We start from the raw sequence: 24,462 nt of genomic DNA on the forward strand, positions 1-24,462 counted from the left end.
CTCCGTTGGCGCGCTGGCTTAGGCCTGGTTGCGACCTCCATAGCGGCGGACCCGGATGTTGGCCTGCTCGGCATGCCCATAGAATCCCTCGAGGACACACAGGCGCGAACAGTACTCGCCTATCATGGCGCTCGCTTCGTCGGTCAGAACGCGCTGATAGGTGCAGGTCTTGATGAACTTGCCAACCCACAAACCGCCTGTGTAACGGGCCGCCTTCTTGGTCGGCAGCGTATGGTTGGTGCCGATGACCTTGTCGCCATAGGCAACATTCGTACGCGCTCCCAGAAACAGAGCGCCGTAATTGCGCATGTTGTCGAGGAAGTAGTCCGGATCGCGCGTCATGACCTGGACGTGCTCGGATGCGATCCGGTCGGCCTCCGCGACCATTTCCTCGTAGGAAGCGCAGACGATCACTTCGCCATAGTCCGCCCATGCCTTGGCGGCGATCTCGGCGGTCGGCAGGATCTTCAGCTGCCGCTCGATCTCGGCCAGGGTGTCGCGCGCGAGCCTCTCCGAATTTGTCAAAAGCACGGCGGGACTGGTCGGACCATGCTCGGCCTGGCCGAGCAGATCGGTCGCGCAGATCTCGCCGTCGACACTGTCGTCGGCAATGACCAGCGTCTCGGTCGGGCCGGCGAACAGGTCGATGCCGATACGGCCGTACAATTGCCGCTTGGCTTCAGCGACGAAGGCATTGCCAGGACCGACGAGCATGTCGACGCGCCCGATGGTTTCGGTTCCGAGCGCCATGGCGCCGACGGCCTGCACACCGCCCAGAACGTAGATCTCGTCCGCGCCGGCCATGTGCATCGCGGCCACGATAGCCGGATGCGGACCGCCCTGGAACGGCGGCGCGCAGGCGATGATCTTCTTCACCCCGGCGACCTTGGCCGTCACCACGCTCATATGCGCGGAGGCGACCATCGGGTATTTCCCGCCCGGCACGTAGCAGCCGACTGTTTCCACGGGAATGTTCTTGTGGCCGAGGACAACGCCGGGAAGCGTTTCCACTTCGAGGTCCTGGAGGCAGGCGCGCTGCTTCTCGGCGAAATTGCGAACCTGGGCCTGGGCGAAGCGAATATCCTCGATGTCGCTTGCCGACACCTTGGACATCGCCTGCTCGATCTCGCTGTCGCTGAGCCGGAAGCTTGGCGGCGACCATTTGTCGAAACGCTCCGACAACTCCCGGACAGCGGTATCGCCTCGCTTTTCTATGTCGGCAAGGATCGTCTCGACGGTCGTCCGGACGGCCGCATCGCTCTGGGCGACAGCTTCGGGATCCCTGCCCCGTTTCAGAAAAGTCGGCATATTCTCATCCTTATGTTGAGTCAGGTGGGCGGCAGGATGCCGTCCACCTGTTGCATTGCTGATCGTCAGGGTTTTACCGTCGGCTCGATCTTGGTGAGCTTGTATTCGTCGGCCGGAGCCTTGCACGATGAGCAGTTGATGCCAGGGGCATCGGGCGCCTGCTTCACGTCCGCAGGCAATGCCTGAATGGTCGCTCCTGGTGTTGGCTTGCCCTCGAGCGCCGACTGCAGCGACAGTTCCGGCAGCAAATCGGGATTGAAGACCTCGGTGACGAAGGAACTCGGGACCTTGTCGGACGGGAAAACATTGCACCCGTCGGCGAAGGTATCGCCTTTGCAGGGTTTTACTTGATCCGCTGGCACCCAAGGCAGCGGGTACTCGATGTTCATCGGCTTCAGGTCGCGCTTCTTGGTCAGGATCTCCATCATCAGCTTGAAGGCATAGCCTGACGTAGCAGGCGGCGAACCGGCGGACACACCCTTGAGACCCATGCCTTGCATCTTCGGGTCTGCCAGTCCGAGACGAAAACCGTCCGAGTTCTCGCCGGTCATCGGAACCAGTTTGTTGCCCTTGTCGAGCAGCGCTTGTACGGCGCCATATTCGCCTGCCTGAGCCCAGATGCCGTCGACGTCGGGATGCGCCGCGAGAGCCTTGGCTGTCTCCTGCTGCGTGGTGCGGTCATCCCAGTAGGAGTAGTATTCCGCGACGACCTTGATGCCGGGATACTGGTTGAAAATGTGCATCGCGCCGTCGGTGTGGCGCTTATCCACCGAGTTGCCCGGGACGCCACGGCTCAGGAAGATCTTGCCCTTGCCTCCCAGGATGTTGACCAAGGCCTGGGCGGTATTCTCGCCGAAGCCTGCGGTGATATAGCTGACATTGTAGGCGCAAGGCTCGGTCACCGTGGCGTCGTACATGAAGAAGAGCACGCCCTTCTGGCAGCCGCGATGGACGGTGCGGTTCAGCGCCGTCGACGAGATCGGGAAGCTGATGATGCCGTCGGCGCCAGCCTGTATCATGCTTTCATAGGCCGAGATCTGAGCCTGGGGGTCGGTTCCCGAGATGACTTCCTTCAGCTCCACGGTCTTGTCGTAGGGCGGCGTCTGCGCCAACGCCTTGACGATGTTCGCGGCCTCCGACTGCCACGAATTGCCGCTGTAGCTCAGCGACAGATATATCTTGAACTTCTTGTCCTGCGCTTGGGCATGGTCGACAACCGCCCCAACGCCCATGGCGGTGGCAAGCGTCAGCGACGCGGCCAGTCCCAGTCTTTTTAACAGCCTCATTTCGATCAACCTCCCGTTGGAATTTGGCCCTTGCAGGTGCCGGACCAGAGCTTGTGAGAACGTTCTCACAATTGGACAAACGCATTTCACGCACAGGCATGGTCACTTCCTCCGCGTCAGCATTCGATTTCCGAGATGGGCCAGGAATTCACCGCGCAGCACCAGCAGGGCGGCGACAATGATTGCGCCCTCTATGACGGTGCGCCATCCTTCGTTGAGGCCGATGGCGGAGATAACCGTGCCAAGCGTCGTCAGAAGAATTGCGCCGCCGACCGTCCCGATGAAAGTTCCGCTGCCGCCGAGGATCGAGGAGCCGCCGACCACGACGGCAGCGATGGAAGGCAGCATGTAGCTGTCACCCATCCTCAGCGTCGCCCCGTTCGAATAGCCCACCAGCATCATGCCGACGAACCCTGCGCAGGTGGCACTGATCGCATAGGGGGCGAGCTCGAGCCGATTGACAGCGACGCCGGCGATAAGGGCGGCGTTCCTGTTGGTGCCAAGGGCGTAGAGCCGGCGGCCGAGCGCAGTGAAGTTCTGCAAGAACCAGCCGAACAGGATGAAAACGACGGTGAAGTAGATGACCAGCGGCACGCCGAGGAACCATTCCTTCATCAGCCATAGCAAGACGGACGGGGAACCGCCGCGCGGCGTCCCGCTGGTATAGCCCAGCGCCACCGAAGCCACGACGATCGAGGTCGCCATGGTCATGATGAAGGGAGGAACCTTCAGCCAGACAATTCCCAGTCCGCTGATCGTGCCGACCAGCGCGCAAATGACCAGAATGGCCGGCAGCATGTACCAGATGCCGGCGTTGCCGCTACCAATCCAAGTCGTCGTCAACACGCCGCCGAGCGTGATGAGGGCGGGGACCGATAGGTCGAGCCCGCCGATCAGGATGACGAGCCCTTGCCCGAACGACAAAACGATCAGGAAGGACGCGAGGATAAGAACCGTCAGCACCTGATCCCAGGAACCCAGCGCCGGACTGATGAAGCGCGAGCACACCACAAGCACGACACTCAGCCCAAACACCACAAACGTATTCACCACCTCCCGGTCGAGCCTTTGCCTGCCGCGCCGGTCGGAATTGGCCTCGAAACGCGTTGCGACGTCCTTATGCGCGTTCACCGGATCTCTTCCTTCTTGAGCAGGCGCGCCACGGCGCTGCCGAACACGATCGCAAGCACCAGCACGAAACCTTGGAATATGCCGGTGTAGAAGGACGAGACCCCACCCGAGAAAAGCACCTTCTGCAAAAGCATCAGCGTACCGGCGCCCAGGATCGAGCCAACGAGGCTGCCTCGGCCGCCGCTCAACGGCGTGCCGCCGAGCGCCACCGCGGCAAAGGTGAGCATCAGGAATGGCGTGCCGGCTGTCGGATTTCCTGTCGCCGTCTGGGCGCTCAGCATGAAGCCGGCGACGCCGTAGAGGATGCCGGCGCCGACAAAGGCCGTGATGCGTACCCCTGCGACGGGCACGCCGGAGAAGCGAGCCGACTGCTCGTCGGCGCCGATCGCATAGAGGCCGATCCCGGTATTGGTCCGCCGGAAGGCAAGCCAAAGCGCGATGGTGGCAACCAGAAACAGCCCGGCGATCGGGATGATACCGAACAGGGTGTCGGTCAGCGTGTAGGTGACGAAGTCGGCAACCATACCGCCAGGCGCGTCCAGGATAACCAGCGCAAGCCCCTGGCAGACGATCATCGTGCCGAGCGTCGCCGCGATGGTCTGCAGCCCAAGCCTGGCCACGAGAATGCCGTTGATTGCCCCGACGGCACCGCCGATCGCACAGCACATCAGGAGGCTGGCCAGCGCACCGCCCGGACCATCGAACGGATAGACCGCCATCAGCACATTGGTCAGCGAGACGACGCCTGCGACGGACAAGTCGAAGCCGCGGCTGATGACGACCAGCGTCTCGCCCGCTGCCGCGAGCGCCAATGGCGTCGAGTTGTTGACGAGATCGGTGAAGGTGTAGACCGAAAGCGCATCCGGTTGCCAGAACGCGTAGAGCGCATAAAGCAGGACATAGATCATCGCCACGATGCCGGTGCCGCTGATGACAGCCCTCCATAACGCGGAGCGGCGGGGCGCGGGATTTGCCTGGACCGCGGTCATGCGGCCACTCCATTCACCGCGCCCGCAGCGTGGCCGATCAGCGCGCCGACGATAGTCGGCTCATCGATGGCATCGCCCTGATATTCGGCGAAGACGCGGCCGCCATAGAGCACCATGCAGCGATGCGCGAGATGGACGAGTTCCGGCAGTTCGGACGAGTAAAAGAGCACCGAGCCGCCATCGGCAGCGAACTTCCGGATCGCCTCGTAGATCGACTGCTTGGTTCCGACATCGACTCCACGCGTCGGATCGAAAAGCAGTAGAGTGCGCGCACCCGTCATCATGACGCGCGCCAGAAGCGCCTTCTGCTGGTTGCCACCGGAAAGCTCATCGATCTTGAACTGCAGATAGCGCTCCTGCAGTTCGACCGCCTCAGCGGTTTTTTTCGCAATGCGACGCTCGCTGGCCGGCCAGACGACGCCACCCTGCGCGATACGCGAAATGATAGGCAACACCATGTTGCTGGCGGTGCTGAGGCCGGCGAAAATCCCTTCCGACTTGCGGTCCTCCGGCAGGTAGGCAAGGCCGTTGCCGAAATGGAGCGCGGCGCCCGGGCTAGCGATCTGGGCGGGCACGCCGTCGATCTCGATGCCGCCGCTTTTCGCCTTGGAGAGGCCGATCATCGTCCTGAACAGGTCGCGCTGGCCCTGCCCCTCGAGCGCGGCGATGCCGACGATCTCACCTCGCCTGACATCAAACGACACGTCGCGCAAAATGCCGCCGGAGAGGCCCCGAACGCTGAGCGCGACGGGCGCGGTGTCGGCGACCAAAGGCTGCGAGGCGGTCGTCTCACGCGCGCTTCGGCCGACCATCATCTCGAAAATGTTCGCGTCCGAAGCGCCGGACAACTCGACGGTGCCGATGCTGCGGCCATTGCGCAGGATGGTGGCGCGCGAACACAGGGTGCGCACCTCGCCGAGGCGGTGGGAAATGTAGAGGATGGCGGTCTGCAGGTTCTTCTGCCGGCGCACGAGCTCAAACAGCCATTCGACGTCCGCCAGCGCGGCCGTCGGCTCATCGAGGATCAAGAGCTTCGAGGCATGGGTGAAGGCGCGCACGATCTCAAGCCGCTGACGATCCGAAAGCGAAAGCACGCCGACGGGCGTGTCAGGATCAAAGTGGGAGAGAGCGTAGTCGTTAAGAACCTTGCCAGCTGATGCCGTGGCGGTGCGGCGCGAGACGAGACCTAGCTTTCCCTTCGGCATTTTCGGCAGCACGAGATTCTCGGCGATGCCGAGATTCGGCAGCAGGCTGAGTTCCTGAAAGGCCGTCGCCACGCCCTGCGCCCGCGCATCGATGGTGCCACGCGGCGCATAAGGCTTGCCGAAGATCGACATGGATCCGCCGTCAGGCGTCACGACGCCGCTGAGGATTTTCACGAGCGTCGATTTGCCGGCGCCGTTCTCGCCCAACAGCGCATGGACTTCCCCTGGCCGCAGATCAATGGAGACGGAATCGAGTGCGACTGTGGGTCCGTAGGATTTTGCAATATTCGCGATGCGAACAGCCAGCCGGATCTCGTCGGTACCCATACCTCCTCCCAAAAGGTAAGTCCGCCGCAGCGGTGAGAACGTTCTCTGAGAACGTTCTCACTAATCCACAAGCACCGCCGGCTTGTCAATTGTGAATCGTTCATTTCTTGTCGAACGCACCAGGCTCCCGGCCTCCGGGCGGCACTTGGCCGTCTTTTGAGTGCTCAGAAGTGGCTGAGCCGGCGCCTTTTCTGGGCGGCTGGTCGGGGGGCGCCCGCCGGGATGGATTCTGCCCCTCGGACTGATGCGTTTTCTCATTCACCTCGCCTGAAGGGCGCGTCAGGCCTTGCCCGGACGCCGGCGGCTTGTTGCCTGCGGCGTCCTGGGAGAATGAATCGGCGGGATCGCCGTCGCTCCTGGCCGGATATTTGGTGGCACCAGTCTCGCGGCGATTTTCGCTTCCAGTCATGGCCGGTCCTCCTTTGGCACAGTCATTAACCTGGGTTCGACCGGCAGGTTCCAGCGGCTAGGCCGGAAGCGCAGATTTGAATCCGCCGCCGCTCCTATGGCCGGAAACCAATTTGGCGGCGCTGCGTTGACCCCGCAGGATCAGATCCCCCAACAGCTTCGGAGAAAATTCATGCTCGACCGCAGCGGAAGCGCCGTCCTGACGACCGACAGTCTCTGACAACGGGCAGCAACATGGCTCGCATCGAGCGCGGACATTGTTTCTGCGGTGCCGTCACGGCGGTGATGGAAGGAGAGCCCTTCTGGACCTGCTTCGACCATGACGACGATTGCCGGCGGGCGATCGGCGGACCTATGACCATCTGGATCGGCTATCGTCCGCACCAGGTCGAGCTGACCGCCGGGAAGCCGAAGACCTTTTCGAAGACGAAGGGGGTCGTCCGCTCCTTCTGCGCCGATTGCGGTACCTCGATCTTCTACGCCGACGAAGGCCTGCGTGACGAACTCTATGTCTCGATCGGCTTCATGGACGCTCCGGAGCGGTTTCCGCCACAGGCACAGGCCTATTGGGATATGCGCCTGCCATTCATCGAAATGGCCGACGGCTTGCCGCGCGTCGACGGCTACACGAGGCGCCGCGATCCAGCCTTGGGCAATCCGCGTGACCGTTGATGACGCGCGCCACACTAGGCCCCGCAGGCTATTGCCCGATCAGGGTCAGGCCAAAGAGAATGGCCAGCCACAGGCCCACCGCCGCGACCGCGAGCCTGGGGAGGATGCCCTCGCCCGCCAGATGCATGAACAGCAGCGCGATCACCACTGTCTTGGCAGCCGCCGCGGCAAGGTTGATCGCGGAATTGAACCCACCGAGGTCGACAAACGAAGAGCCGACGGTAAGCGCCAGCAAGGCGAGCAGCGCGAGATAGGCGAATGTGAGCTTGGCGAGGTCGCTCATCGTCATCAGGCCCGGTTGATCAGATAGAGGACCGGGAACAGGAACACCCAGACGATGTCGACGAAATGCCAGTAGAGTCCGATCGCCTGCACGCGGCGCGCCCGGCTCGCCTGCGCGGTCCTCGGCCAGAGCAACAGCATGCCGGCAATCACCGCGATGCCGCCTATCAGATGCAGCGCGTGCAGCGATGTCATGGCGAAATAGAGCGCGAAGAAGAATTCGGCATGGGCCGGATCTGGGCCTGCGAAGCGGAACGACGCGCCGAGCACCGGCGCCAGGCCCTCGCTGAATTCCTTGCTGTATTCGACGGCCTTGATCACCAGAAAGATGCAGCCAAGCAGGCTCGTGGACATCAAGGCCCAGAAGGCGGGCCGCCAACGCCGGGCAGCCGTGAACATATGGGCAAGCGCCATCGCGAAGCTGCTGGTGATCAGAACCGCCGTATTCAGCGTGCCGAGCGGCAATGACAGATGTTGCGACGCCGCGGCGAATGCCGCGCCATAGCTCAATCGGGCGTAGAGGAACACCAGCACGATCGCGCCGAACAGCATCGCCTCGGAGCCGATGAAAATCCACATGCCGAACGCATCGGCCGCCTTCTCGCGGGCCCGTGTATCGAAGGCAATGCTTTCGGTCGGCCCGCTCATGAGGCTTCGTCCCTGTGCGGGCTGAACGTCTCGTGCCTCAGGCCTTTCATGGCATAATCATAGGCCGGCCGCCTGACCACGGGCATGGTGTCGAAATTATGCGGGGGCGGCGGCGAAGCCGTCTGCCATTCAAGGCCGGTCGCGCCCCACGGGTTGGCCGGCGCCCGCGTCCCGCGAAACAGCGACCAGCCGAGATAGAGCAGCGGCATAAGATAGCCGACGGCCAGAACGACCGCGCCGGCCGAGGACAATACGTGCCAGAACTGAAACTCCGGCGGATAGGTGTGATAGCGCCGCGGCATGCCGAGAAAACCGAGCACGAATTGCGGGAAGAAAGTCAGGTTGAAGCCGAGGAAGGTCACGGTCGCGGCGATACGGCCCCAGGTTTCGGAATAGACGCGGCCGGTGATCTTCGGCCACCAGAAATGCAACCCCGCCATGTAGGCCGTCACCATGCCGCCGACCATGATGTAATGGAAATGCGCCACGACGAAATAGGTGTCATGAACGTGGACGTCGACGGCGAGAGCGGCCAGGAACAGGCCGGCCAGCCCCCCGAAAGTGAACAGCGCCAGGAAAAACAGGGCATAAAGCATGGGCGTCTCGAAAGTGATTTCGCCCTTGCGCAGCGTCAGCGTCCAGTTGAACACCTTTATCGCCGAGGGGATCGCGACGCAGAACGACAGGAACGAGAACACGATGCCGGCATAGGCCGACTGGCCTGATACGAACATATGGTGACCCCAGACCAGGAAGCCGAACACGGCAATCGCCATCGAAGACATCGCCACCGCCTTGTAGCCGAACAGCGGGCGCTTGCTGAAGCAGGGCAGCACTTCGGAAACCACGCCCATGCCGGGCAGGATCATGATGTAGACCGCGGGATGTGAGTAGAACCAGAACAGATGCTGGAACAGCAGCGGGTCGCCGCCCAGAGCGGGATTGAAGATGCCGATACCGAAGGCACGCTCCAGCACGATCAGGATCAGCGAGGCGGCCAGCACCGGTGTCGCCAGCACCATGACCAGCGCGGTCGCATACATCGTCCAGACGAAGATCGGCAGTCTGAACCAGGTCAGCCCCGGCGCGCGTAACGTGTGGACGGTGACGATGAAGTTGATGCCGGTCATGATCGTCGAGAAGCCGACGATGAAGACACCCAGCGCGGCCATCGAAACGAAGCCGTTGGCATAGAGCGTCGAGAGCGGCGTGTAGAAGGTCCAACCCGTGTCGACACCGCCGGCGAGCACCGCGGCCAGGGCAAAGGCGCTGCCGAAGATGAACACGTACCAGCTGGCGAGATTGAGCCGCGGAAAAGCGAGATCGCGCGCGCCGATCATCAGCGGCAGCAGGAAATTGCCGAGCGTCGCGGGGATCGACGGCACCAGGAAGAACCACACCATGATGATGCCATGCAGGGAAAACAGCCTGTTATAGACATCGTCCGACACCAGATCGCCCGCAGGCGACGCGAGTTCGATCCGGATCATCACGGCAAAGGCACCGCCAAGAAAAAAGAACGCCGTCAGCGACATCAGGTAGAGCCAGGCGACGCGCTTGTGGTCGGTGGTCAAGAGCCAGGCGGCAGGTCCGGCCTCCCCATGCAGATAGCTCGAAGGCGCCAAGGCTTGCCTGCTCATTGGGTCGCCCCGCTTTCCCTGGTTGCTCGCGGCGACAGGGATTTGAGATACGCCAGCAGCATCTGTAGCTCCTGCTCGTCGACAAGGCCGTCAAAGCTCGGCATCACGGGTTCATACCCGGCGGCGATCTCCTTCTTCGGATTGAGGATGGAATCGCGCAAATAGCGGTCGTCGGCAATGACGGTCTGTTGATTGTCCAAGGCCACCGGCCGTCCGAAGACCCCAGCCAGATCCGGCGCCCTCACCTTGCTGGAATTGCCATGGCAGCCGGAGCAGCCGAGCGCGCGGAAGAGTTTTTCGCCGTCGGCCGCAAGCGTTTCACCCTGGCCCTGGTTGCCCAGCCACGCCGCATATTCTTGCGGCGGCATCACGGTCACCCAGCCGCCCATCTCCGAATGCTGGGTGCCGCAATATTGCGCGCAGAACAAATGATACCGCCCGGGCTCGCTGGCGATGAACCAGACATGCGTGGTGCGCCCCGGCACCGCATCCTGCTTGACTCGGAAGGCAGGTACGAAGAATGAGTGGATCACGTCCTGCGATGCCAGCGACACGATCACCGCCTTGCCGACCGGCACATGCAGTTCGTTGATTTCACGCTGGCCGCCAGGATGACGGAACTCCCACATCCATTGCTTGCCAAGGCCGGCGATCTCGAGTGCGTCAAGGGGCGGGTGTTCGCGGCGCAGGAACAACACCGCTCCCCATCCGAAGATGGTGAAAGCGATCAGCAGGCTGGCGACTGTCCAGGTCACCTCGAGCGGCGTGCTGCGCGCACGCTCCCCCGTTCGCTCCACCTTGGAGCCGGCGCGATATTTGATGGCGTAGAAAACGACCAGGCTGGTCAGGAACACGCCCAGCGCGACGGTGAAGGCAAGCAGCACGTAGAACAGGGCGTCGACACTGCCGGCAATCGAGGAGGCCTGCGGCGGCGTAAAAGGGATGCCGAACGTCAAATCGGCCTCCTTCGCGACAGAACGAGGATGGTGGCGCCAAGGCCAAGCAGCGTCGCCATGCCAGTCACCCTCACGACTGCCCAGACCGCTGGCGTGTACTGGCCCTTTGATGCATCGAAGCCGGCACACAGCAGAAAGACGTGATCGGCGATGGAGCCAAGCCGCCCGGCCGACGCCTCGACCAGGGCAAGCCTGAGATCTCGCGGCTCGAAACTCAGCGCCGGAAGCACTTGCGCGATGCGGCCTTGCGGCGTCAGCGCGATGACCGCGATCGGGTGGACATATTGCGAGATCCGGTCGCGCCGGTCGAATGTGATGCCGGCCTCCGCGGCAAGGGCGGCGCCAGCGCCATCCTCGCTGGTCAGGAAGCGCCACGCGGACAACCCTGCCTGACCGGCGGACCGCCCGACTTCGGCTTGGATGGACGCCGCATCCGCGACGGTCTCGGAAGCATCTATCGAGACGAAGAGAGCGTGGTAGGTCGCGGGATCGAGGCCGGTCTTGTTCAGATCCGAGGCAACCGCCTGCTGGGTCACGCCGCAGAGGTTGGGGCATTTGTCGTAACCGAAGATGAGCAGCGCCGGCCGCCCGCCGAGAATGCCGGAAAGCGTCTGCCGTCCGCCCGAAGCCTCGCGGAAGACTGTGTCGAGGCTGAGCTGCGCGCCGATCTGCGGTTCGAAAACCGGCCGCGCGCGCACGCTGGCGGTCATTGCAGCCAGGAGCACGAGCGGCAGGACCAAACGCCTCATGGCCTCGTCTCCATGGCCGGTGCAGCCTGGCGCTGCTGCGGCGCCCTGGCGTTTGGCTGCGCGGCGTCCGCTCGGGCGCGACAAATGCCGGCCTGCGGCGCGCGCGGAACCTGGCCTTCGAGCAAGGCGCAGTCCTCACCGGCCGCAGCGGGCGTTACCGCCTCCGGCAGTCCCTGCGCGGCGATCAGCTTCATGGCGTCGTCGATCGGAATGCGCGCGATGCCACCATTGCGGTCGACCCATGCAAGCATGCCGAGTTCACGATCTTCCTGCTGACGGAACGCGGCAAGATCGGCCCCGGGGAAATCCTGCAAGGCGGGACCTGCGGCGCTGCCGTTCATCTGCGTGCCCGCAAGTGGCCAGAACGGGGCCGTATCGAAAATCAGTCTCAGCCCAAGCGCGGCGAGCGCCAGGAAGACAAGCAGGCCGAGGCCAATGAGCACGAGCGCCCTCGGCCAGACATCGCGTGTTTCGGGATGACGCACGACCTTAGCCACGGGCCAGCCTCCCGCGCCAGACGACGATGCGATCAGGCCTGGTCCAGATATAGACGAAGCACCCGAACCAGATGCCGCCCGCGCCGACCATTGCCGCGAGGTCCGGCCACGACACTCCTGCACCGAGGGCGGACAAAGCCGGCCGGACGCGCCAGGCGACATCGGCGAAATGTCCGGCCAGCAGGAACGCGCCGAGCCCTATCAGGCCAACGCGGCTGCGCTTGACGGAGCGGTTCAGGAAACCGGCGAAGGGCAAGGCAAATTGCAGCGCGATCAGCAGCCAAAGCAGATACTGCCAGCCATTTCGACCACGGATGACATACCAATGGATTTCGTCGGGCAGGTCGCCGCCCCAGACGACCAGCCACTGCATGAATGCCAGATAGGCCCAGATGAGCATGAAGCCGAACATCATGTTGGCGAGGTCTTCGCCGAGCGCCACGTCCTCCTCGCCACCCGGCGCCGACTCGATCGCACGGCCGGCCGAGAGCACCGCCAGCGCCAGCCCGCACACGCCGACGACCTCGGCCGCCGCTTCGAGCATCGCATAGATGGTGGAGGAAAAATCCGGCTCTATCGACATCATCCAATCGATGGCAAACACCGTCACGGCAAAGCCGTGCGCGACGAGCCCGATGGCGTAGCCGCCGCCGGTCCTGCTTGCGGCCGAACCGGGCGCCGTCCAGCCAAGTACAAGCCAGGCCAGCGCCAGCCAGACGACAGCATAGACGATGAAACGAACGACGAAGAATGGCACGTTGAGATAGGTCATTTTCTGGCGCACCGCTTCCGTCAGCGCCGGGTCGGCCCCTGCCCAGGGAAAGACCAGATCGAGCCGCGCAAGCACCGGCAGCATCAACAGCAGCGCGACAGGCAAGGTCGCGACGGCCGCGCGCAGCGGCGGCCGCAACGCGTCGCCCCAGCGCCCGCCGGTCAGCCCGTGCACCATGACCAGGGTCATTGCGCCGAGCGGCAATCCGAGCAGGAACACCGCCATCGTCAGCCAGCCGGCCAGTGTCGCGCGCGCGGCGACGAGCAGCCCGGCCGCGCACAGACAGAGCCCCGCGGCGGCCGCTGCGAGCAGCAGGACGAGATGGCCGTCGAGCCGGGCGGCGCGCTTCATCGTGCCGCCTCGGCATCGAGTTTCGCGCGAAGAGATTCGGGCAGCGTGCCGGCCGCAGCATGACGCGAATATTGCAGCGCCCGGATATAGGCCACGATCGCCCAGCGGTCCCGCGGCTCGACACGCGCGGCATAGGGATACATTGCACCGTAACCGTCGGTGATGACGTCGTAGAAATGCCGGTCCGGCGCCTTGCGCAGCGCATCTTGATGGTAGGTCGGAGGCGGCGGGAAACCACGCCTGACCACCATCCCGTGCCCGTCGCCGGTGCGGCCGTGGCAGGGAGAGCAGAATATGTCGAAGCGCTGCTGCCCACGCTGAAGCAGTGCCATGGTGATCGGGTACGGGAATTTGTCCGGCGTCGCCGCCAGGTCGGCGTCACGCGTCACCGTGCCTTCGACCGGTGTCCTTGCCGACATGCCGTCGGCGAACTCTCTGCTGTTTTCGAGCGGATCGTAGCGAGGCTGGTCGGCCATGTCCTGCTTGCAGGCGCCGAGGAGCAGGCAAACCGGCAAAAGCAGCCGCGGGTTCATATCGCCACCTCTTCGACCGTCTCGGCGCCAAGCCGTGTCAGTTGCCCCTTGGTGACGCCCTTGCGGTATTTCGGGTCGGTGGCCTCGATCAGCAGGTAGAACTTGCCGCCGCTCGCGTAGGTGAAGCTCTCGGCGTTGAAGACGGGGTGATAATATTGCGGCAGCCGGTTCTCGGCCAGCATGCCGAAGAAGCCGGCAAACACGCTGGCCAGGATCGCGGCTTCGAAGGCGATGACCGTGAACGGCGGCCAGGAATGCAGCGGCCGGCCGCCGACATTGACCGGATAGTCGACCTCGACGGAATAAAGGATCAATGCATAGACCAGCACGCCGCCCGCGACGCCACCCGCCAGCATGACCCATGGCAGCCGTGTCTTTCGCATGCCCAATATGTCTGTCAGGCCGTGCACCTCGAACGGCGAGAACGCATCCATATGCCGGTACCCCTTGTCGCGCATCGCTTGCGCCGCCCTGGTCAGCGCATCCGGATCGGCGAAAGCCGCGATGACGCCATGGACGCTCATGCCGCGCCGCCTTTCTGCTCGGCCAGTTCCTCGACCTCGAAGATGGTTATCGCCGGCAGGATGCGGATAAACAGGAAGACCAGCGCGAAGAAGGTGCCGATCGATCCGAACAGGATGCCGAAATCGAGCCAGGTCAGCGACTGCTCGCCCCAGGACGACGGCAGGTAGTCGCGGCTCGGGCCGGTCACCACGATGATGTAGCGCTCCAGCCACATGCCGATGTTGATGACCAGAGCGATCGAAAACAGCAGCGGCATATTGGATCGCACACGGCGAAACCAAAGCAGTTGCAGCACTGCGCAATTGCAGAAGAGCATGGTCCAGAACAGCGGCGCATAAGGGCCGACGGCGCGCTGGACCATCATCGCGCGCTCGTAAGGCTCACCCGAATACCAGGAGAAGAACGCTTCCGATGCATAGCCGTAAATGACGACCATGCCGGCCGCGATCATCAGTTTGGCGGCGTTGTCCATGTGGCGCGGCGTGATCAGGTCTTCCACAGCGAATGCCCAGCGCAAGGGAATGGCTATGGTCAGCACCATGGCGAATCCGGAAAGGAGCGCGCCGGCGACGAAATAGGGCGGAAAGATCGTCGAATGGAAGCCCGGCGTGATGGCGAAGGTGAAATCGAGAGCGACGATCGAATGAACCGAAACGACCAGCGGTGTTGCGAGTGCCGCCATCAGGAAATAGACCGTTCGGTATCGCGCCCAATGATAGGCCGAGCCGCGCCAGCCAAGCGCGAGGACGCCGTAGAAAAGTTGCCCGCCACGCGACTTCGCCCGGTCGCGCAGCACGCCGAGATCAGGCAGCAATCCCGTGTACCAGAACAGCAGCGAGACGGTGGCGTAGGTGGAAATCGCGGCGAAGTCCCAGACCAGCGGGCTGCGCCATTGTGGCCAATGCATGTGGGTGTTGGGCAGGGGCAGGAGCCAATAGAAGAACCACGGCCGGCCAAGATGCAGGATAGGGTAGAGGCCGGCCATCGCCACGGCAAACAGCGTCATCGCCTCGGCGAAGCGGTTGATCGAGGCGCGCCAGGGCTGGCGCAGCAGCAGCAGCACCGCCGAGATCAGCGTACCGGCATGGCCAATGCCGATCCACCACACGAAACTCGAGATCATCGTGCCCCAGACCACGGGAATGTTGACCCCATAGGCGCCAACGCCGACCGAGACCAGGTAGGTGATGGAATAGAGGAACAGCAATACGAAGGCGAAGCAGACGAAGAACGCCGACCAGAAGAACCGCGGCAACTTCCCTTGCAGGACCACCGCGCTGATACGGCCGCTGATCTCTGGAAAATCGTGACGCCCGCGCAGCACAGGTGTCACGCCTTTGCTCGTCCTGCGGGCGGCCACGTCAGCCATCGCCGCCCTCCGAGCCGGATGTCGCGGCGAGCCGGTCGTTAGGGTTGCTGACCTTGCCCAGATAGGTGGTGCGCGGCCTTGTGTTCAGTTCTTCGAGCAGCGCGTAATTGTGTGGCGAGGCCTTTTCCTGGACGACCTGCGAATCCTTCCTGTTGAGATCGCCGAAGGTGATGGCTTTTGTCGGGCACGCCTGCTGGCAGGCGGTGACGATTTCACCGTCCTCGATCTCCCGGTTCTCGATCTGGGCGCGGATCCGTTTTTGCGAAATGCGCTGTACGCAGTAGCTGCATTTTTCCATGACGCCGCGCGAACGCACTGTGACATCGGGATTGTGGACAGCCTGCTCCGGTCCCGCGCTGTCCTTGTCGAACTCCTGGTACTCCAGAAAATTGAACCGCCGCACCTTATAGGGACAGTTCTGCGAACAGTAGCGCGTGCCGATGCAGCGGTTGTAGACCTGCGCGTTCAGACCGTCATGCGTATGGATGGTCGCATTGACCGGACAGACGACCTCGCACGGGGCCTTCTCGCAATGCATGCACGGCACCGGCTGGAAGAACATGTCCGGATCGTCGATCCCGCCCGCATAGTAGCGGTCGACGCGCAGCCAGTGCATTTCGTGGCCGAGTGCCGCCTCGTCCGGCCCCACCGTTGCGATGTTGTTCTCGGCCTGACAGGCCGACACGCAGGCCATGCAGCCGATGCAGGCCGACAGGTCTATCGACATGCCCCAGGCTTCCTGGTCATAGCTCCAGTCGGGGTAGAGCGATTCCACGGGCGCTGGGGGCGCGTGGGCGCGCACGAAATGGGGATTTGCCCTGAACGCATCGAGCGAAGCATGGCGGATGATCGCCCTGCCCTCCATCGCTTGATGATGCTGGGTCGTGACTACACGCGCCGAACCGCCGCGCGGGCTCAGGACGACATCGTCGGCAAACCATGGCGCATCGCTGGTCCGGATCGCGAAGGCGTCGTAGCCGCCTGCGAGTGCCGCCACCGAGCCGGCCTTGCGTCCAAAACCGAGCGACAGCGTCACTGTGTCGTCAGGCTGTCCCGGCGTGATCCAGACGGGTGCGTCCAGCGTCCTGCCGTCCCGCGCCAGGTTGACCACCTGCCCGTTTTCGAGCCTCAGGCGCTGCGCGGTGGCTGGCGAGACCAGCGCCGCATTGCCCCAGACGAGCTTGCTTAACGGCCGGGGCAATTCCTGAAGCCAGGATGAATTGGCGTGGCGGCCGTCGCGAAGCCAGGGATCGGCGACGAAGCGAACCTCCAACCCTTTGGTGGCGGCATTGGGTGCCGAGCCATCGCTATCCGGCGGTGCCGAAACGGCAGCGGGACCAGCAGCAGTGTTCGGCACGATGCCGTCGCGCAGCGCCTTGCGCCAGGCCACCTCGTCCATGGCGGCCCACGTCCGGCGCACCGGTGCCTGCGCATTGGCGCCGAATTCACCGCCCAGCGCGGCAAGCAACTGATGCAGGCTCTTGCCACCGAACAGAGGCTCTATGAGCGGCTGCACGATCGAAACCGTACCGTCATAGGCCCGGATATCGCTCCAGCTCTCCAACTCGTGCGCGGCTGGGATATGCCAGCGAGCCAGAAACGCCGTCTCATCGCGGTAGAGTCCCCAGTGGACAAGAAGCTTCAGGCTCGAAAAAGCCTTCCGTGCATCGATGTCCGATGGCGCCGTGTGCAAGGGATTGGCGCCGAGCACGACGGTCTTGTCGATCGAACCATCCGTGATGGCCCCGCAGAGCGTTGCAAGATCGCCATCCACCGGCATGGCATCAGGCGGCTCGATCAATTGCAGCGTGTTGCCAAGGGCACCAAGCCTGGCATTCATCGCTAGGGCCAAGGCATGCACGGACGGTGCCTGGTGCGCTCCGGCCACCACAAGCGCATTGCGGCCGGCGCCGCGCAGATCGTCGGCAAGCGCGTTTGTCCATTCCGGACCGAGCGGCGACAAGCCGGCCGCGGCATTGTCGCCATCGAGGGCGGCCTTGATCGCCGCCGCAACGCTTGCGACGGCGCTTGGCCTGATAGCTCGGCGATGGTCGGCGGCAGCACCCGTGATGGTGGGAGTCGTCTCGACGACATAGAGGCGGCTCATCGTGTCCGTAGATTTGCGCACCCGCCGCCGCTGCGCGAAATCACGAGCATAGGCCAGGCGCCCCGGACCATCGCCCAGGAAATCGGCATCCAGGCTGACGATCACATCGGCGCGGTCGAAACGGTAGATCGCCGTCAACGGCCTGCCGAACAATGTACCCGTTGCCTGTTCACCGGAATTGGCCGCAAGCGGATCGTGGCGGAAGACGCGAAGTCTGGGATAGCGCACCCTCAGCGCCGCGATCTGCGCCTTCGTCGTCGGCGATGTCGTCGCCTCGAGCAGCAATGCCAGCCCTTGCCCGCCTGAAGCGAGGAATCCACCAGCCAGTTCGGCGATATCTTTCAGGAACTCATCGTAACTTGCGGGCTCGCCCAGCTTGAGCGGCGTGCGAGATCGCTCGGGATCGAACAGCGACAACACCGCCGCCTGCATGACGGCATCGGTGGCGCCGCGCGATGCCGGATGATCCGGGTTACCCTCGACCTTTGTCGGCCGGCCCTCATGGCTCTCGATCACGGCTCCGATGCCGTAGCCGTCGCTGGAGAGGGCTGTCGCGTAGTAGAGCGGCCGGCCGGGAATGATGTTCTCCGGCTGGCGGACATAAGGCACTATGCTCTCGGCCTCGCTGCATGCGGCCAGTCCGGCCAGCGACAGCGATGCACCCATCAGTTTCAGGACGGTGCGCCGGTCGAAGCCAGGCTGAAGGCGATCGGCCATCGCGGGGAATTCCGCCTCCACAAAGCGCTGGAACTCCGCCGTGTCAGCCAGTTCGCCCATGCTTCGCCATGGCTCGCGCCCCGCCGCGGCGAGCCGCAATGCCGCAAGATCGAAAGCCGGATTTCGGTCAACGGTGGCAGACATAGCAATCCGTCATGGTCTCGGGATGAATGTCGAGCACGCTGATCAGGGAGCGCCGGATCTGCTCGATGTCGTCAGGCGGCTTCCAGTGCATCAGGAAAACGTCCCGCGGCGGGCGAAGGTTGGGACCTGGGTCGCGGTGGCAGCCAAGGCACCATTCCATCGACAATGAATGCGCCCGTCGCGTCAGCGGCATGTCGTCGACCGCGCCATGGCAGGTCTCGCAGGCGACGCCCTTCGCGATATGGATGGAGTGGTTGAAGTAAACGAAATCCGGCACCGAATTGACCCGCTGCCATTGCAGCGGCTGTCCCGAAGCGAGACTTGCGCGCACCGGCGCCAACATCTCGGCATTGGTGAAGAGCTGCGAATGACAGGTCATGCACACTTCTGTCGCCGGCAGCCCCGCCGAGGCTGATGTCTCGACCCCGTTGTGGCAATAACGACAGTCCAGTCCGATATCGCCGACATGATGCTTGTGGCTGAACGGAACGGCCTGGGCCACCGGTTGCCCCACGCCGGTAACGAACCCTGAACGCAAAAACGCCGTGCCGCCGACGGCCGCCAGAAGCGCGAAACAGCAAACACCCCACAGAAAGAAGCGGGCAATCCCATTGGCGTTGCTGGAAAAGACCTGCGGCATCCTCGCCGATTTTTCGCTTGGAACAAGCTTTTGGATCGAGCGCCTAACGGCGGCAAAGCGACAAAGGTTCCGTCGGCGCGGAATGCTCACAAAATGGTGAGTTGGGAGCACCCTCGAAAACCGCGGCCGATCGCAACCATGCGGGACGGCCAGCGTTCGAAACAATCATGAGCCTGTCGTAATGGAAATGCTGTCATGACTTCTGCCAATCCGAATCTCGCGGACAGGCGTCGCTCCGGCGTCGCCTTCTGGTGGACTATGTTCGTGGGTGTGCTGCTGGCAATACTTGGTCTGCTGATCGGCGCAGGCGGCGCCTGGCTCGTCGCGCTGGGCGGCTCCTGGTACTATTTGCCCACCGGAGTGGCTCTCCTGGCGGCGGGTGTTTTGCTTTTGAGCGGCAATGCCGCCGGAGTCTGGCTCTACGTCCTGACCTGGATCGCGACGCTCGCCTGGGCTTATTGGGAAGTTGGCATGGACGGCTGGGGGTTGATGCCCCGGGTGCTCGCGCCGACGGTCATCCTGATCTTCGTTCTTTTGACCTTGCCTGCCTTTCGCGCCGGGCACGCGAAACGGGTTCGCGACCGCGGCTGCGCGACCGCATCCGCTGCCCTTTTCATTGTCGGCTGCGCGATCGGGCTTCAGCATTTCACGCCCTCGGCACAATCCCAGGAGGCATCCCCGGTTGCCCCGGTCACGCCACCCGCCGCAGGAAGCGCATCTGGTCAGTCTCCGGTCAGCCCTCAGCCCGATGTCGCGATACACCAGGCTGGACCGAATTGGCCCGTCTATGGCGGCTCGGAACTTGCCACCCGCTATTCGCCTCTCAAACAGATCACCGCCGACAACGTCGCGAAGCTGACCAAAGTTTGGGATTTCCACACGGGCGATATGCCAAGCAAGGCGGCGACCGACAAATACTCCCCGGAAAACACCCCCCTCGAAGTGGACGGGCACCTGTTTGCATGTTCGGCCAAGGGCATCGTCATCTCGGCCAACGCGGCAACCGGCAAGGAGGAGTGGCGCTATGATCCGAAGGTATCCGACGCCGCCATCCCATACGGCGCCAGTTGCCGGGGCGTCGCCTACTACGCCGTTCCAGGCGCAAGCGCCGATCGACCATGCGCAACACGCATCCTGTGGGGCACGCTCGATGCAAGGCTGATTGCCATCGACGCCAGGACCGGAAAGGCATGTGGCGATTTCGGCCAGCAGGGCGTCGTCGATCTCACCCAGGGGCTCGGCAAGACCGTGCCCGGCTGGTATTCGGTGACGGCGCCTCCGACCGTCGTGCGCGGCATTGCCGTGCTTGGCGCCCAGGTACTGGACGGCCAGGCCGAGGATGCGCCGTCAGGCGTCGTGCGCGGCTATGACGTGATGTCGGGGAGACTGGTCTGGGCTTGGGACATGGGCCATCCGGACCGCACGGGCGCACCGCCCCAGGGCGATACCTACACGCGCGGCACGCCGAACATGTGGACCGTAGCCGCCGCCGATCCGCAGCTCGGCTATGTCTTCCTGCCGCTCGGCAACGCCGCCGTCGACTATTATGGTGTCGATCGCAAGGACTTCGAAAACCAATACAATTCCTCAATCGTCGCCATCGATGTCACGACGGGCAAGCCGGTCTGGCATTTTCAGACCGTCCATCACGACCTTTGGGACTATGACCTCGGTTCGCAGCCGACGCTCGTCGATTTTCCGTCAACCGACGGAAAGGTTCCCGCAATCATCGTGCCCAGCAAGCAGGGCCAGATCTATGTGCTCGACCGCAAGACCGGAAAATCGCTGTTCCCGGTCGAAGAACGGCCGGTGCCGTCGGGCGGCGTCGAACCAGAGAAATTGTCCAGGACGCAGCCTTATTCCGGCTATGCCCATCTCGACCAGCCTGTGCTGACCGAGAAGGATATGTGGGGCATGAGTCCGCTCGACCAGCTCTACTGCCGCATCCAGTTCCGGCAGGCTTCCTACCAGGGCGAATATACGCCCCCCACGGTGGACAAGCCTTTCATCGAATATCCCGGCTACAATGGCGGCTCCGACTGGGGAAGCGTTGCCGTCGACACCGACGCCGGCATCCTGGTCGCCAATTACAACGACATGCCCAACTATGATCAGTTGATACCGCGCCAAAAGGCGGACCAGATAGGCTTCAGGTCGATCGAACAGGGCGGCGCTTCGAAAAGGGCCAAGGACATGGGTGACCCGCAGATGGGTTCGCCCTACGCCATTGCCGTCAACGCGGGCTGGCGCCTCTCGACGGGGCTGCTTTGTTCCGAGCCGCCTTACGGCCATATCCGTGCCATCGAGCTGAAGACAGGCAAGACGCTCTGGGACAAGCCGCTCGGCGAGGCGGTCGAGAATGGCCCTTGGCGCATCCCGTCCATGCTGCCGCTGGATATCGGCACGCCAAACAATGGCGGGCCGCTCGTGACCGCCGGCGGCCTGATCTTCATCGCGGCGGCGACGGACGACAAGCTGCGCGCCATCGACATCAAGACCGGCAAGGTGGTCTGGCAGACGGATCTGCCCGCTGGCGGCCAGACCACCCCGATGACCTATGAGGTCGGCGGCCGGCAATATGTCGTCATCGCGCCCGGCGGTCATCATTTCATGGAGACGAAGGTCGGCGACGACGTGATCGCCTATGCGTTGCCGGCCGACTGATGGCGCGCCCGGCGTGGCCCGGACTGGCTTGCGCTTGTCGGCTGGCAAAGCGTGACCCCGGCCGTCAGCTCCCGTGATTTCTGGGGAACCTTGCCGGGATGAGCAGGTTTAGCTGCCTGAGACACTCCAAATTCGTCGGAAGGAGCAGCTCATGAGCAACGATCCCGACAAGGAGGGGCCTGTTTTTCCGCAGAGGATGCGCGGCAAGGCGAGATTATCCTGCGAACGCGAACGCGCCGTATCATCTTCATTGCGGGACTTGTCGGCATCGTGCTGGTGATGATGCTGCTGCACTTCGCCTAGCGCGGCCGGCCACAAACCCTCAATCTGAAACAGGAACTTTTTCGGACGCGGGTCCGTTGATTTACGTCCTTCCAGTACGCGGCTTTTGCCGCACCAACCCTACCGCGGACCGCTAACGTGGACACGAACTCTCCAGACGTCGCACCGGTCGACGAAAGACCTCAAACAAAACGTCGCCCCGATGCACGACCGAAGCGCGCCTCGTCGCGCCCACAACCGAAACAGGACCTCGATGCTTCCGCCGGGAACAAAGAGGGCCTGTTCGGCTCGCTCAGGCGGCACCCCTACGTCACCGCGGCGGTCATCCTTGTTCTGCTGCTGGCATCGGCCGCAGCGATAATCTGGTGGCTCCAGGCGCGACAGTATGAATGGACCGACGATGCCTTCATCGACGCCCGTACCGTAACCATAGGTGCCGAAATCGCCGGCCGCATCACCGATGTGGCGGTGACCGACAATCAGAGCGTAAAGGCCGGCGATGTCCTGCTGCGCATCGATGACAGGGATTATCAGGCATCCCTCAAGCAGGTTCAGGCGCAGGTGGCGCAGGCCGACGCCGAAACCGCTGACATCGCAGCCCAGATCGAAGCGCAGCAGGCCAAGGTGGACCAAGCCCAGAAGCAGGTGTCGCAAGGCCGGGCAGCGCTTGATTTCGCGAAAGCCGAAAATCAGCGCAACAGCGAATTGCTTGCCAAGGGAACCGGAACGCTGCAGCAGGCGCAACAGGCTGCCTCGACGCTTCGCCAGGCCCAGGCGACGCTCGACAGCTCGCAGGCGAACGTCGTGGCGGCCCAGAGACAAGTCGCCGTCCTCGAGGCCCAGCGCAAAAGCGTGGCGGCAAAACTCGACCAGGCCCATGCCAGCGAAGAGCAGGCCCGCACCGCGCTTTCCCGCACCTCGATCACCGCTCCGGTGGCCGGACGGGCGACGAACATATCCGCCGCCGTGGGCGCATATGCCCAACCGGGGCAAGTGCTGATGATGTTCGTGCCCGAGGACGTGTGGGTGAAGGCCAACTTCAAGGAAACACAACTCGACCTTATGCGGCCTGGCCAGCCCGTCGAGATCGATATCGACGCCTACCCGGAGCAGACCTTCAGGGGCCACGTCGACAGCATCCAGGCCGGCAGCGGAACCGCTTTCAGCCTGCTGCCCGCAGAGAACGCGACCGGCAATTTCGTCAAGGTGGTGCAGCGCGTGCCCGTGAAGATCGTCTTCGACAAGAAGACCGGCCTGCTGCTCGGGCCCGGCATGTCCGTCGTGCCGACGGTCAAGGTGCGATGACCGGCCAGGCGACCGCGCAAGCCGGCGAAAGCCGGTCCGCCGCGGGCGGGCGCAATCCCTGGCTTATCGCCATCGTCGTCTCCATCGCCACCTTCATGCTGGTGCTCGATACGTCCATTGCCAATGTGGCGCTGCGCAACATAGCCGGCAGCCTCGCGGCCGGAATGGACGAAAGCACCTGGATCATCACCACCTATCTGGTCGCCAATTCCGTCATCATCCCGATCAGCGGCTGGCTCGCCGGCGTGATCGGCCGCAAACGCTACTACATGATCTGCGTCGCTACCTTCACCCTCGCGTCGCTGCTCTGCGGCCTCGCGCCGAACCTGGAAATGCTGATCCTGTTTCGCATCCTTCAGGGGCTGGGCGGCGGTGGGATGGCGCCCAGCGAGCAATCGATCCTCGCCGATACTTTCCCGCCCGAAAAACGCTCGCAGGCCTTCGCGCTCTACGGCATCGCCGTCATCGTTGCACCGACGGTCGGGCCGACCATCGGCGGCTGGCTGACCGACCATTTCTCCTGGCATTGGATCTTCTTCATCAACGTGCCCTTCGGCATCATGTCGTTGGCCCTTGTGCAATGGCTGCTGGTCGAACCAGACGTGCTGGAGCGCGAGCGCCAGGAGAGGCTGAAGGATGGCCTCAAGATCGACTGGATCGGCTTCATCTTCGTCGTGCTGGCGCTCGGATCCCTTGAGATCTTCCTTGACGAGGGCCAGCGCAACGACTGGTTTGCGTCGGGCTTCATCACGACATTCGCCGTGATCTCGGCCGTCTCGTTCTTTTTCCTGATCCCCTGGGAGTTTCGCCATCGCGATCCGATCGTCGACATGCGGCTGGTTTTCACCCGCCAGTTCGGCACATCCTTCCTGGTGATGATGGCGGTCGGCGCGGTGCTGTTCAGCACAACGCAGATATTGCCGCAGCTCCAGCAGACAACCTTCGACTAAACCGC

The 24,462-nt window shown here is 63.4% G+C and carries 20 protein-coding genes and 1 pseudogene; 4 read left to right on the forward strand and 17 right to left on the reverse strand.

The genetic code is table 11. The features are described from left to right. Nucleotides 1-18: 18 nt before the first annotated feature. From hisD to FJ979_RS16740, 5 genes are all read right to left on the reverse strand, one after another. The gene (gene hisD / locus FJ979_RS16720; RefSeq protein WP_140518013.1) at nucleotides 19-1,308 is read right to left on the reverse strand and encodes a histidinol dehydrogenase; all 1,290 of its coding nucleotides are present in this window, start codon (nucleotides 1,306-1,308) and stop codon (nucleotides 19-21) included. 65 nt (nucleotides 1,309-1,373) lie between these two features. Next, the gene (locus FJ979_RS16725) at nucleotides 1,374-2,594 is read right to left on the reverse strand and encodes a sugar ABC transporter substrate-binding protein (protein ID WP_224518896.1); all 1,221 of its coding nucleotides are present in this window, start codon (nucleotides 2,592-2,594) and stop codon (nucleotides 1,374-1,376) included. Nucleotides 2,595-2,696: 102 nt separating this feature from the next. Beyond that, nucleotides 2,697-3,725, reverse strand: a complete 1,029-nt coding sequence (locus tag FJ979_RS16730) for an ABC transporter permease (protein WP_181168600.1) — start codon at nucleotides 3,723-3,725, stop codon at nucleotides 2,697-2,699. Then, on the reverse strand, nucleotides 3,722-4,714 hold the full coding sequence (locus FJ979_RS16735; protein WP_140518011.1) for an ABC transporter permease: 993 nt from the start codon (nucleotides 4,712-4,714) through the stop codon (nucleotides 3,722-3,724). Before FJ979_RS16735 ends, FJ979_RS16730 begins: the two co-directional genes overlap by 4 nt. Next, nucleotides 4,711-6,246 carry a sugar ABC transporter ATP-binding protein gene (locus FJ979_RS16740; protein ID WP_140582232.1) on the reverse strand — a complete coding sequence of 512 codons (1,536 nt, stop codon included), beginning with the start codon at nucleotides 6,244-6,246 and terminating at the stop codon, nucleotides 4,711-4,713. The genes FJ979_RS16735 and FJ979_RS16740 overlap by 4 nt, the downstream gene beginning before the upstream one ends. Nucleotides 6,247-6,888: 642 nt before the next feature. On the opposite strand from FJ979_RS16740, the gene FJ979_RS16750 reads away from it, so the two are divergent. Further along, nucleotides 6,889-7,326, forward strand: a complete 438-nt coding sequence (locus tag FJ979_RS16750; protein WP_140496123.1) for a GFA family protein — start codon at nucleotides 6,889-6,891, stop codon at nucleotides 7,324-7,326. 28 nt (nucleotides 7,327-7,354) lie between these two features. On the opposite strand, the gene FJ979_RS16755 is transcribed toward FJ979_RS16750, so the two are convergent. Genes FJ979_RS16755 through FJ979_RS16810 form a run of 12 tightly spaced genes read right to left on the reverse strand, consistent with a single transcriptional unit; the run spans nucleotide 7,355 to nucleotide 19,256 of the window. Next, nucleotides 7,355-7,609 carry a cytochrome C oxidase subunit IV family protein gene (locus FJ979_RS16755; protein WP_140522223.1) on the reverse strand — a complete coding sequence of 85 codons (255 nt, stop codon included), beginning with the start codon at nucleotides 7,607-7,609 and terminating at the stop codon, nucleotides 7,355-7,357. A gap of 5 nt (nucleotides 7,610-7,614) precedes the next feature. Further along, the gene (locus FJ979_RS16760; protein WP_140496125.1) at nucleotides 7,615-8,256 is read right to left on the reverse strand and encodes a cytochrome c oxidase subunit 3; all 642 of its coding nucleotides are present in this window, start codon (nucleotides 8,254-8,256) and stop codon (nucleotides 7,615-7,617) included. After that, complete coding sequence (ctaD, locus tag FJ979_RS16765; RefSeq protein WP_140518010.1) at nucleotides 8,253-9,896, reverse strand: cytochrome c oxidase subunit I; 1,644 nt, start codon at nucleotides 9,894-9,896, stop codon at nucleotides 8,253-8,255. Before ctaD ends, FJ979_RS16760 begins: the two co-directional genes overlap by 4 nt. Next, complete coding sequence (coxB, locus tag FJ979_RS16770) at nucleotides 9,893-10,852, reverse strand: cytochrome c oxidase subunit II (RefSeq protein WP_140518009.1); 960 nt, start codon at nucleotides 10,850-10,852, stop codon at nucleotides 9,893-9,895. Before coxB ends, ctaD begins: the two co-directional genes overlap by 4 nt. Next, a complete protein-coding gene (locus FJ979_RS16775) occupies nucleotides 10,849-11,601 on the reverse strand; it encodes an SCO family protein (RefSeq protein ID WP_140582235.1) in 753 nt (250 codons plus the stop codon). Before FJ979_RS16775 ends, coxB begins: the two co-directional genes overlap by 4 nt. Next, nucleotides 11,598-12,098 carry a hypothetical protein gene (locus tag FJ979_RS16780; protein WP_140582238.1) on the reverse strand — a complete coding sequence of 167 codons (501 nt, stop codon included), beginning with the start codon at nucleotides 12,096-12,098 and terminating at the stop codon, nucleotides 11,598-11,600. The genes FJ979_RS16775 and FJ979_RS16780 overlap by 4 nt, the downstream gene beginning before the upstream one ends. After that, the gene (locus FJ979_RS16785; protein ID WP_140582241.1) at nucleotides 12,091-13,221 is read right to left on the reverse strand and encodes a hypothetical protein; all 1,131 of its coding nucleotides are present in this window, start codon (nucleotides 13,219-13,221) and stop codon (nucleotides 12,091-12,093) included. The genes FJ979_RS16780 and FJ979_RS16785 overlap by 8 nt, the downstream gene beginning before the upstream one ends. Further along, nucleotides 13,218-13,754: a cytochrome c gene (locus FJ979_RS16790; RefSeq protein ID WP_140556188.1), complete on the reverse strand. Its 537-nt coding sequence runs from the start codon at nucleotides 13,752-13,754 to the stop codon at nucleotides 13,218-13,220. The genes FJ979_RS16785 and FJ979_RS16790 overlap by 4 nt, the downstream gene beginning before the upstream one ends. Next, nucleotides 13,751-14,278 carry a DUF3341 domain-containing protein gene (locus FJ979_RS16795; protein ID WP_140582243.1) on the reverse strand — a complete coding sequence of 176 codons (528 nt, stop codon included), beginning with the start codon at nucleotides 14,276-14,278 and terminating at the stop codon, nucleotides 13,751-13,753. Before FJ979_RS16795 ends, FJ979_RS16790 begins: the two co-directional genes overlap by 4 nt. After that, the gene (gene nrfD, locus FJ979_RS16800; RefSeq protein WP_140522236.1) at nucleotides 14,275-15,648 is read right to left on the reverse strand and encodes an NrfD/PsrC family molybdoenzyme membrane anchor subunit; all 1,374 of its coding nucleotides are present in this window, start codon (nucleotides 15,646-15,648) and stop codon (nucleotides 14,275-14,277) included. Before nrfD ends, FJ979_RS16795 begins: the two co-directional genes overlap by 4 nt. After that, nucleotides 15,641-18,616 (reverse strand): TAT-variant-translocated molybdopterin oxidoreductase, encoded by a 2,976-nt coding sequence (locus FJ979_RS16805; RefSeq protein ID WP_140582246.1) that lies wholly within the window; start codon nucleotides 18,614-18,616, stop codon nucleotides 15,641-15,643. Before FJ979_RS16805 ends, nrfD begins: the two co-directional genes overlap by 8 nt. Then, nucleotides 18,600-19,256: a cytochrome c3 family protein gene (locus FJ979_RS16810; protein WP_140582249.1), complete on the reverse strand. Its 657-nt coding sequence runs from the start codon at nucleotides 19,254-19,256 to the stop codon at nucleotides 18,600-18,602. The genes FJ979_RS16805 and FJ979_RS16810 overlap by 17 nt, the downstream gene beginning before the upstream one ends. Nucleotides 19,257-19,451: 195 nt before the next feature. On the opposite strand from FJ979_RS16810, the gene FJ979_RS16815 reads away from it, so the two are divergent. The 3 genes and pseudogenes from FJ979_RS16815 to FJ979_RS16830 form a co-directional block, all read left to right on the forward strand. Beyond that, a complete protein-coding gene (locus tag FJ979_RS16815) occupies nucleotides 19,452-21,920 on the forward strand; it encodes a membrane-bound PQQ-dependent dehydrogenase, glucose/quinate/shikimate family (RefSeq protein ID WP_140582252.1) in 2,469 nt (822 codons plus the stop codon). A gap of 420 nt (nucleotides 21,921-22,340) precedes the next feature. Next, nucleotides 22,341-23,507, forward strand: a complete 1,167-nt coding sequence (locus tag FJ979_RS16825; protein ID WP_140556194.1) for an HlyD family secretion protein — start codon at nucleotides 22,341-22,343, stop codon at nucleotides 23,505-23,507. After that, a pseudogene (locus tag FJ979_RS16830) lies at nucleotides 23,504-24,445 on the forward strand (DHA2 family efflux MFS transporter permease subunit); the annotation flags it as partial. The gene FJ979_RS16825 and the pseudogene FJ979_RS16830, both read left to right, overlap by 4 nt. Between the last annotated feature and the right edge of the window lie 17 nt (nucleotides 24,446-24,462).

The sequence above is a fragment of the Mesorhizobium sp. B1-1-6 genome (assembly GCF_006443035.1).
GTDB lineage: Bacteria > Pseudomonadota > Alphaproteobacteria > Rhizobiales > Rhizobiaceae > Mesorhizobium.

Bases quoted from the DNA above. Each gene is read 5' to 3' on its own strand.
- FJ979_RS16750 (WP_140496123.1), top strand. From the start codon at position 6,889: ATGGCTCGCATCGAGCGCGGACATTGTTTCTGCGGTGCCGTCACGGCG.
- FJ979_RS16805 (WP_140582246.1), bottom strand. From the start codon at position 18,616: ATGTCTGCCACCGTTGACCGAAATCCGGCTTTCGATCTTGCGGCATTG.
- FJ979_RS16775 (WP_140582235.1), bottom strand. From the start codon at position 11,601: ATGAGGCGTTTGGTCCTGCCGCTCGTGCTCCTGGCTGCAATGACCGCC.
- FJ979_RS16815 (WP_140582252.1), top strand. From the start codon at position 19,452: ATGACTTCTGCCAATCCGAATCTCGCGGACAGGCGTCGCTCCGGCGTC.
- ctaD (WP_140518010.1), bottom strand. From the start codon at position 9,896: ATGAGCAGGCAAGCCTTGGCGCCTTCGAGCTATCTGCATGGGGAGGCC.
- FJ979_RS16740 (WP_140582232.1), bottom strand. From the start codon at position 6,246: ATGGGTACCGACGAGATCCGGCTGGCTGTTCGCATCGCGAATATTGCA.
- FJ979_RS16725 (WP_224518896.1), bottom strand. From the start codon at position 2,594: ATGAGGCTGTTAAAAAGACTGGGACTGGCCGCGTCGCTGACGCTTGCC.
- FJ979_RS16760 (WP_140496125.1), bottom strand. From the start codon at position 8,256: ATGAGCGGGCCGACCGAAAGCATTGCCTTCGATACACGGGCCCGCGAG.
- FJ979_RS16755 (WP_140522223.1), bottom strand. From the start codon at position 7,609: ATGAGCGACCTCGCCAAGCTCACATTCGCCTATCTCGCGCTGCTCGCC.
- hisD (WP_140518013.1), bottom strand. From the start codon at position 1,308: ATGCCGACTTTTCTGAAACGGGGCAGGGATCCCGAAGCTGTCGCCCAG.
- FJ979_RS16810 (WP_140582249.1), bottom strand. From the start codon at position 19,256: ATGCCGCAGGTCTTTTCCAGCAACGCCAATGGGATTGCCCGCTTCTTT.
- FJ979_RS16795 (WP_140582243.1), bottom strand. From the start codon at position 14,278: ATGAGCGTCCATGGCGTCATCGCGGCTTTCGCCGATCCGGATGCGCTG.
- FJ979_RS16785 (WP_140582241.1), bottom strand. From the start codon at position 13,221: ATGAAGCGCGCCGCCCGGCTCGACGGCCATCTCGTCCTGCTGCTCGCA.
- FJ979_RS16735 (WP_140518011.1), bottom strand. From the start codon at position 4,714: ATGACCGCGGTCCAGGCAAATCCCGCGCCCCGCCGCTCCGCGTTATGG.
- FJ979_RS16790 (WP_140556188.1), bottom strand. From the start codon at position 13,754: ATGAACCCGCGGCTGCTTTTGCCGGTTTGCCTGCTCCTCGGCGCCTGC.
- nrfD (WP_140522236.1), bottom strand. From the start codon at position 15,648: ATGGCTGACGTGGCCGCCCGCAGGACGAGCAAAGGCGTGACACCTGTG.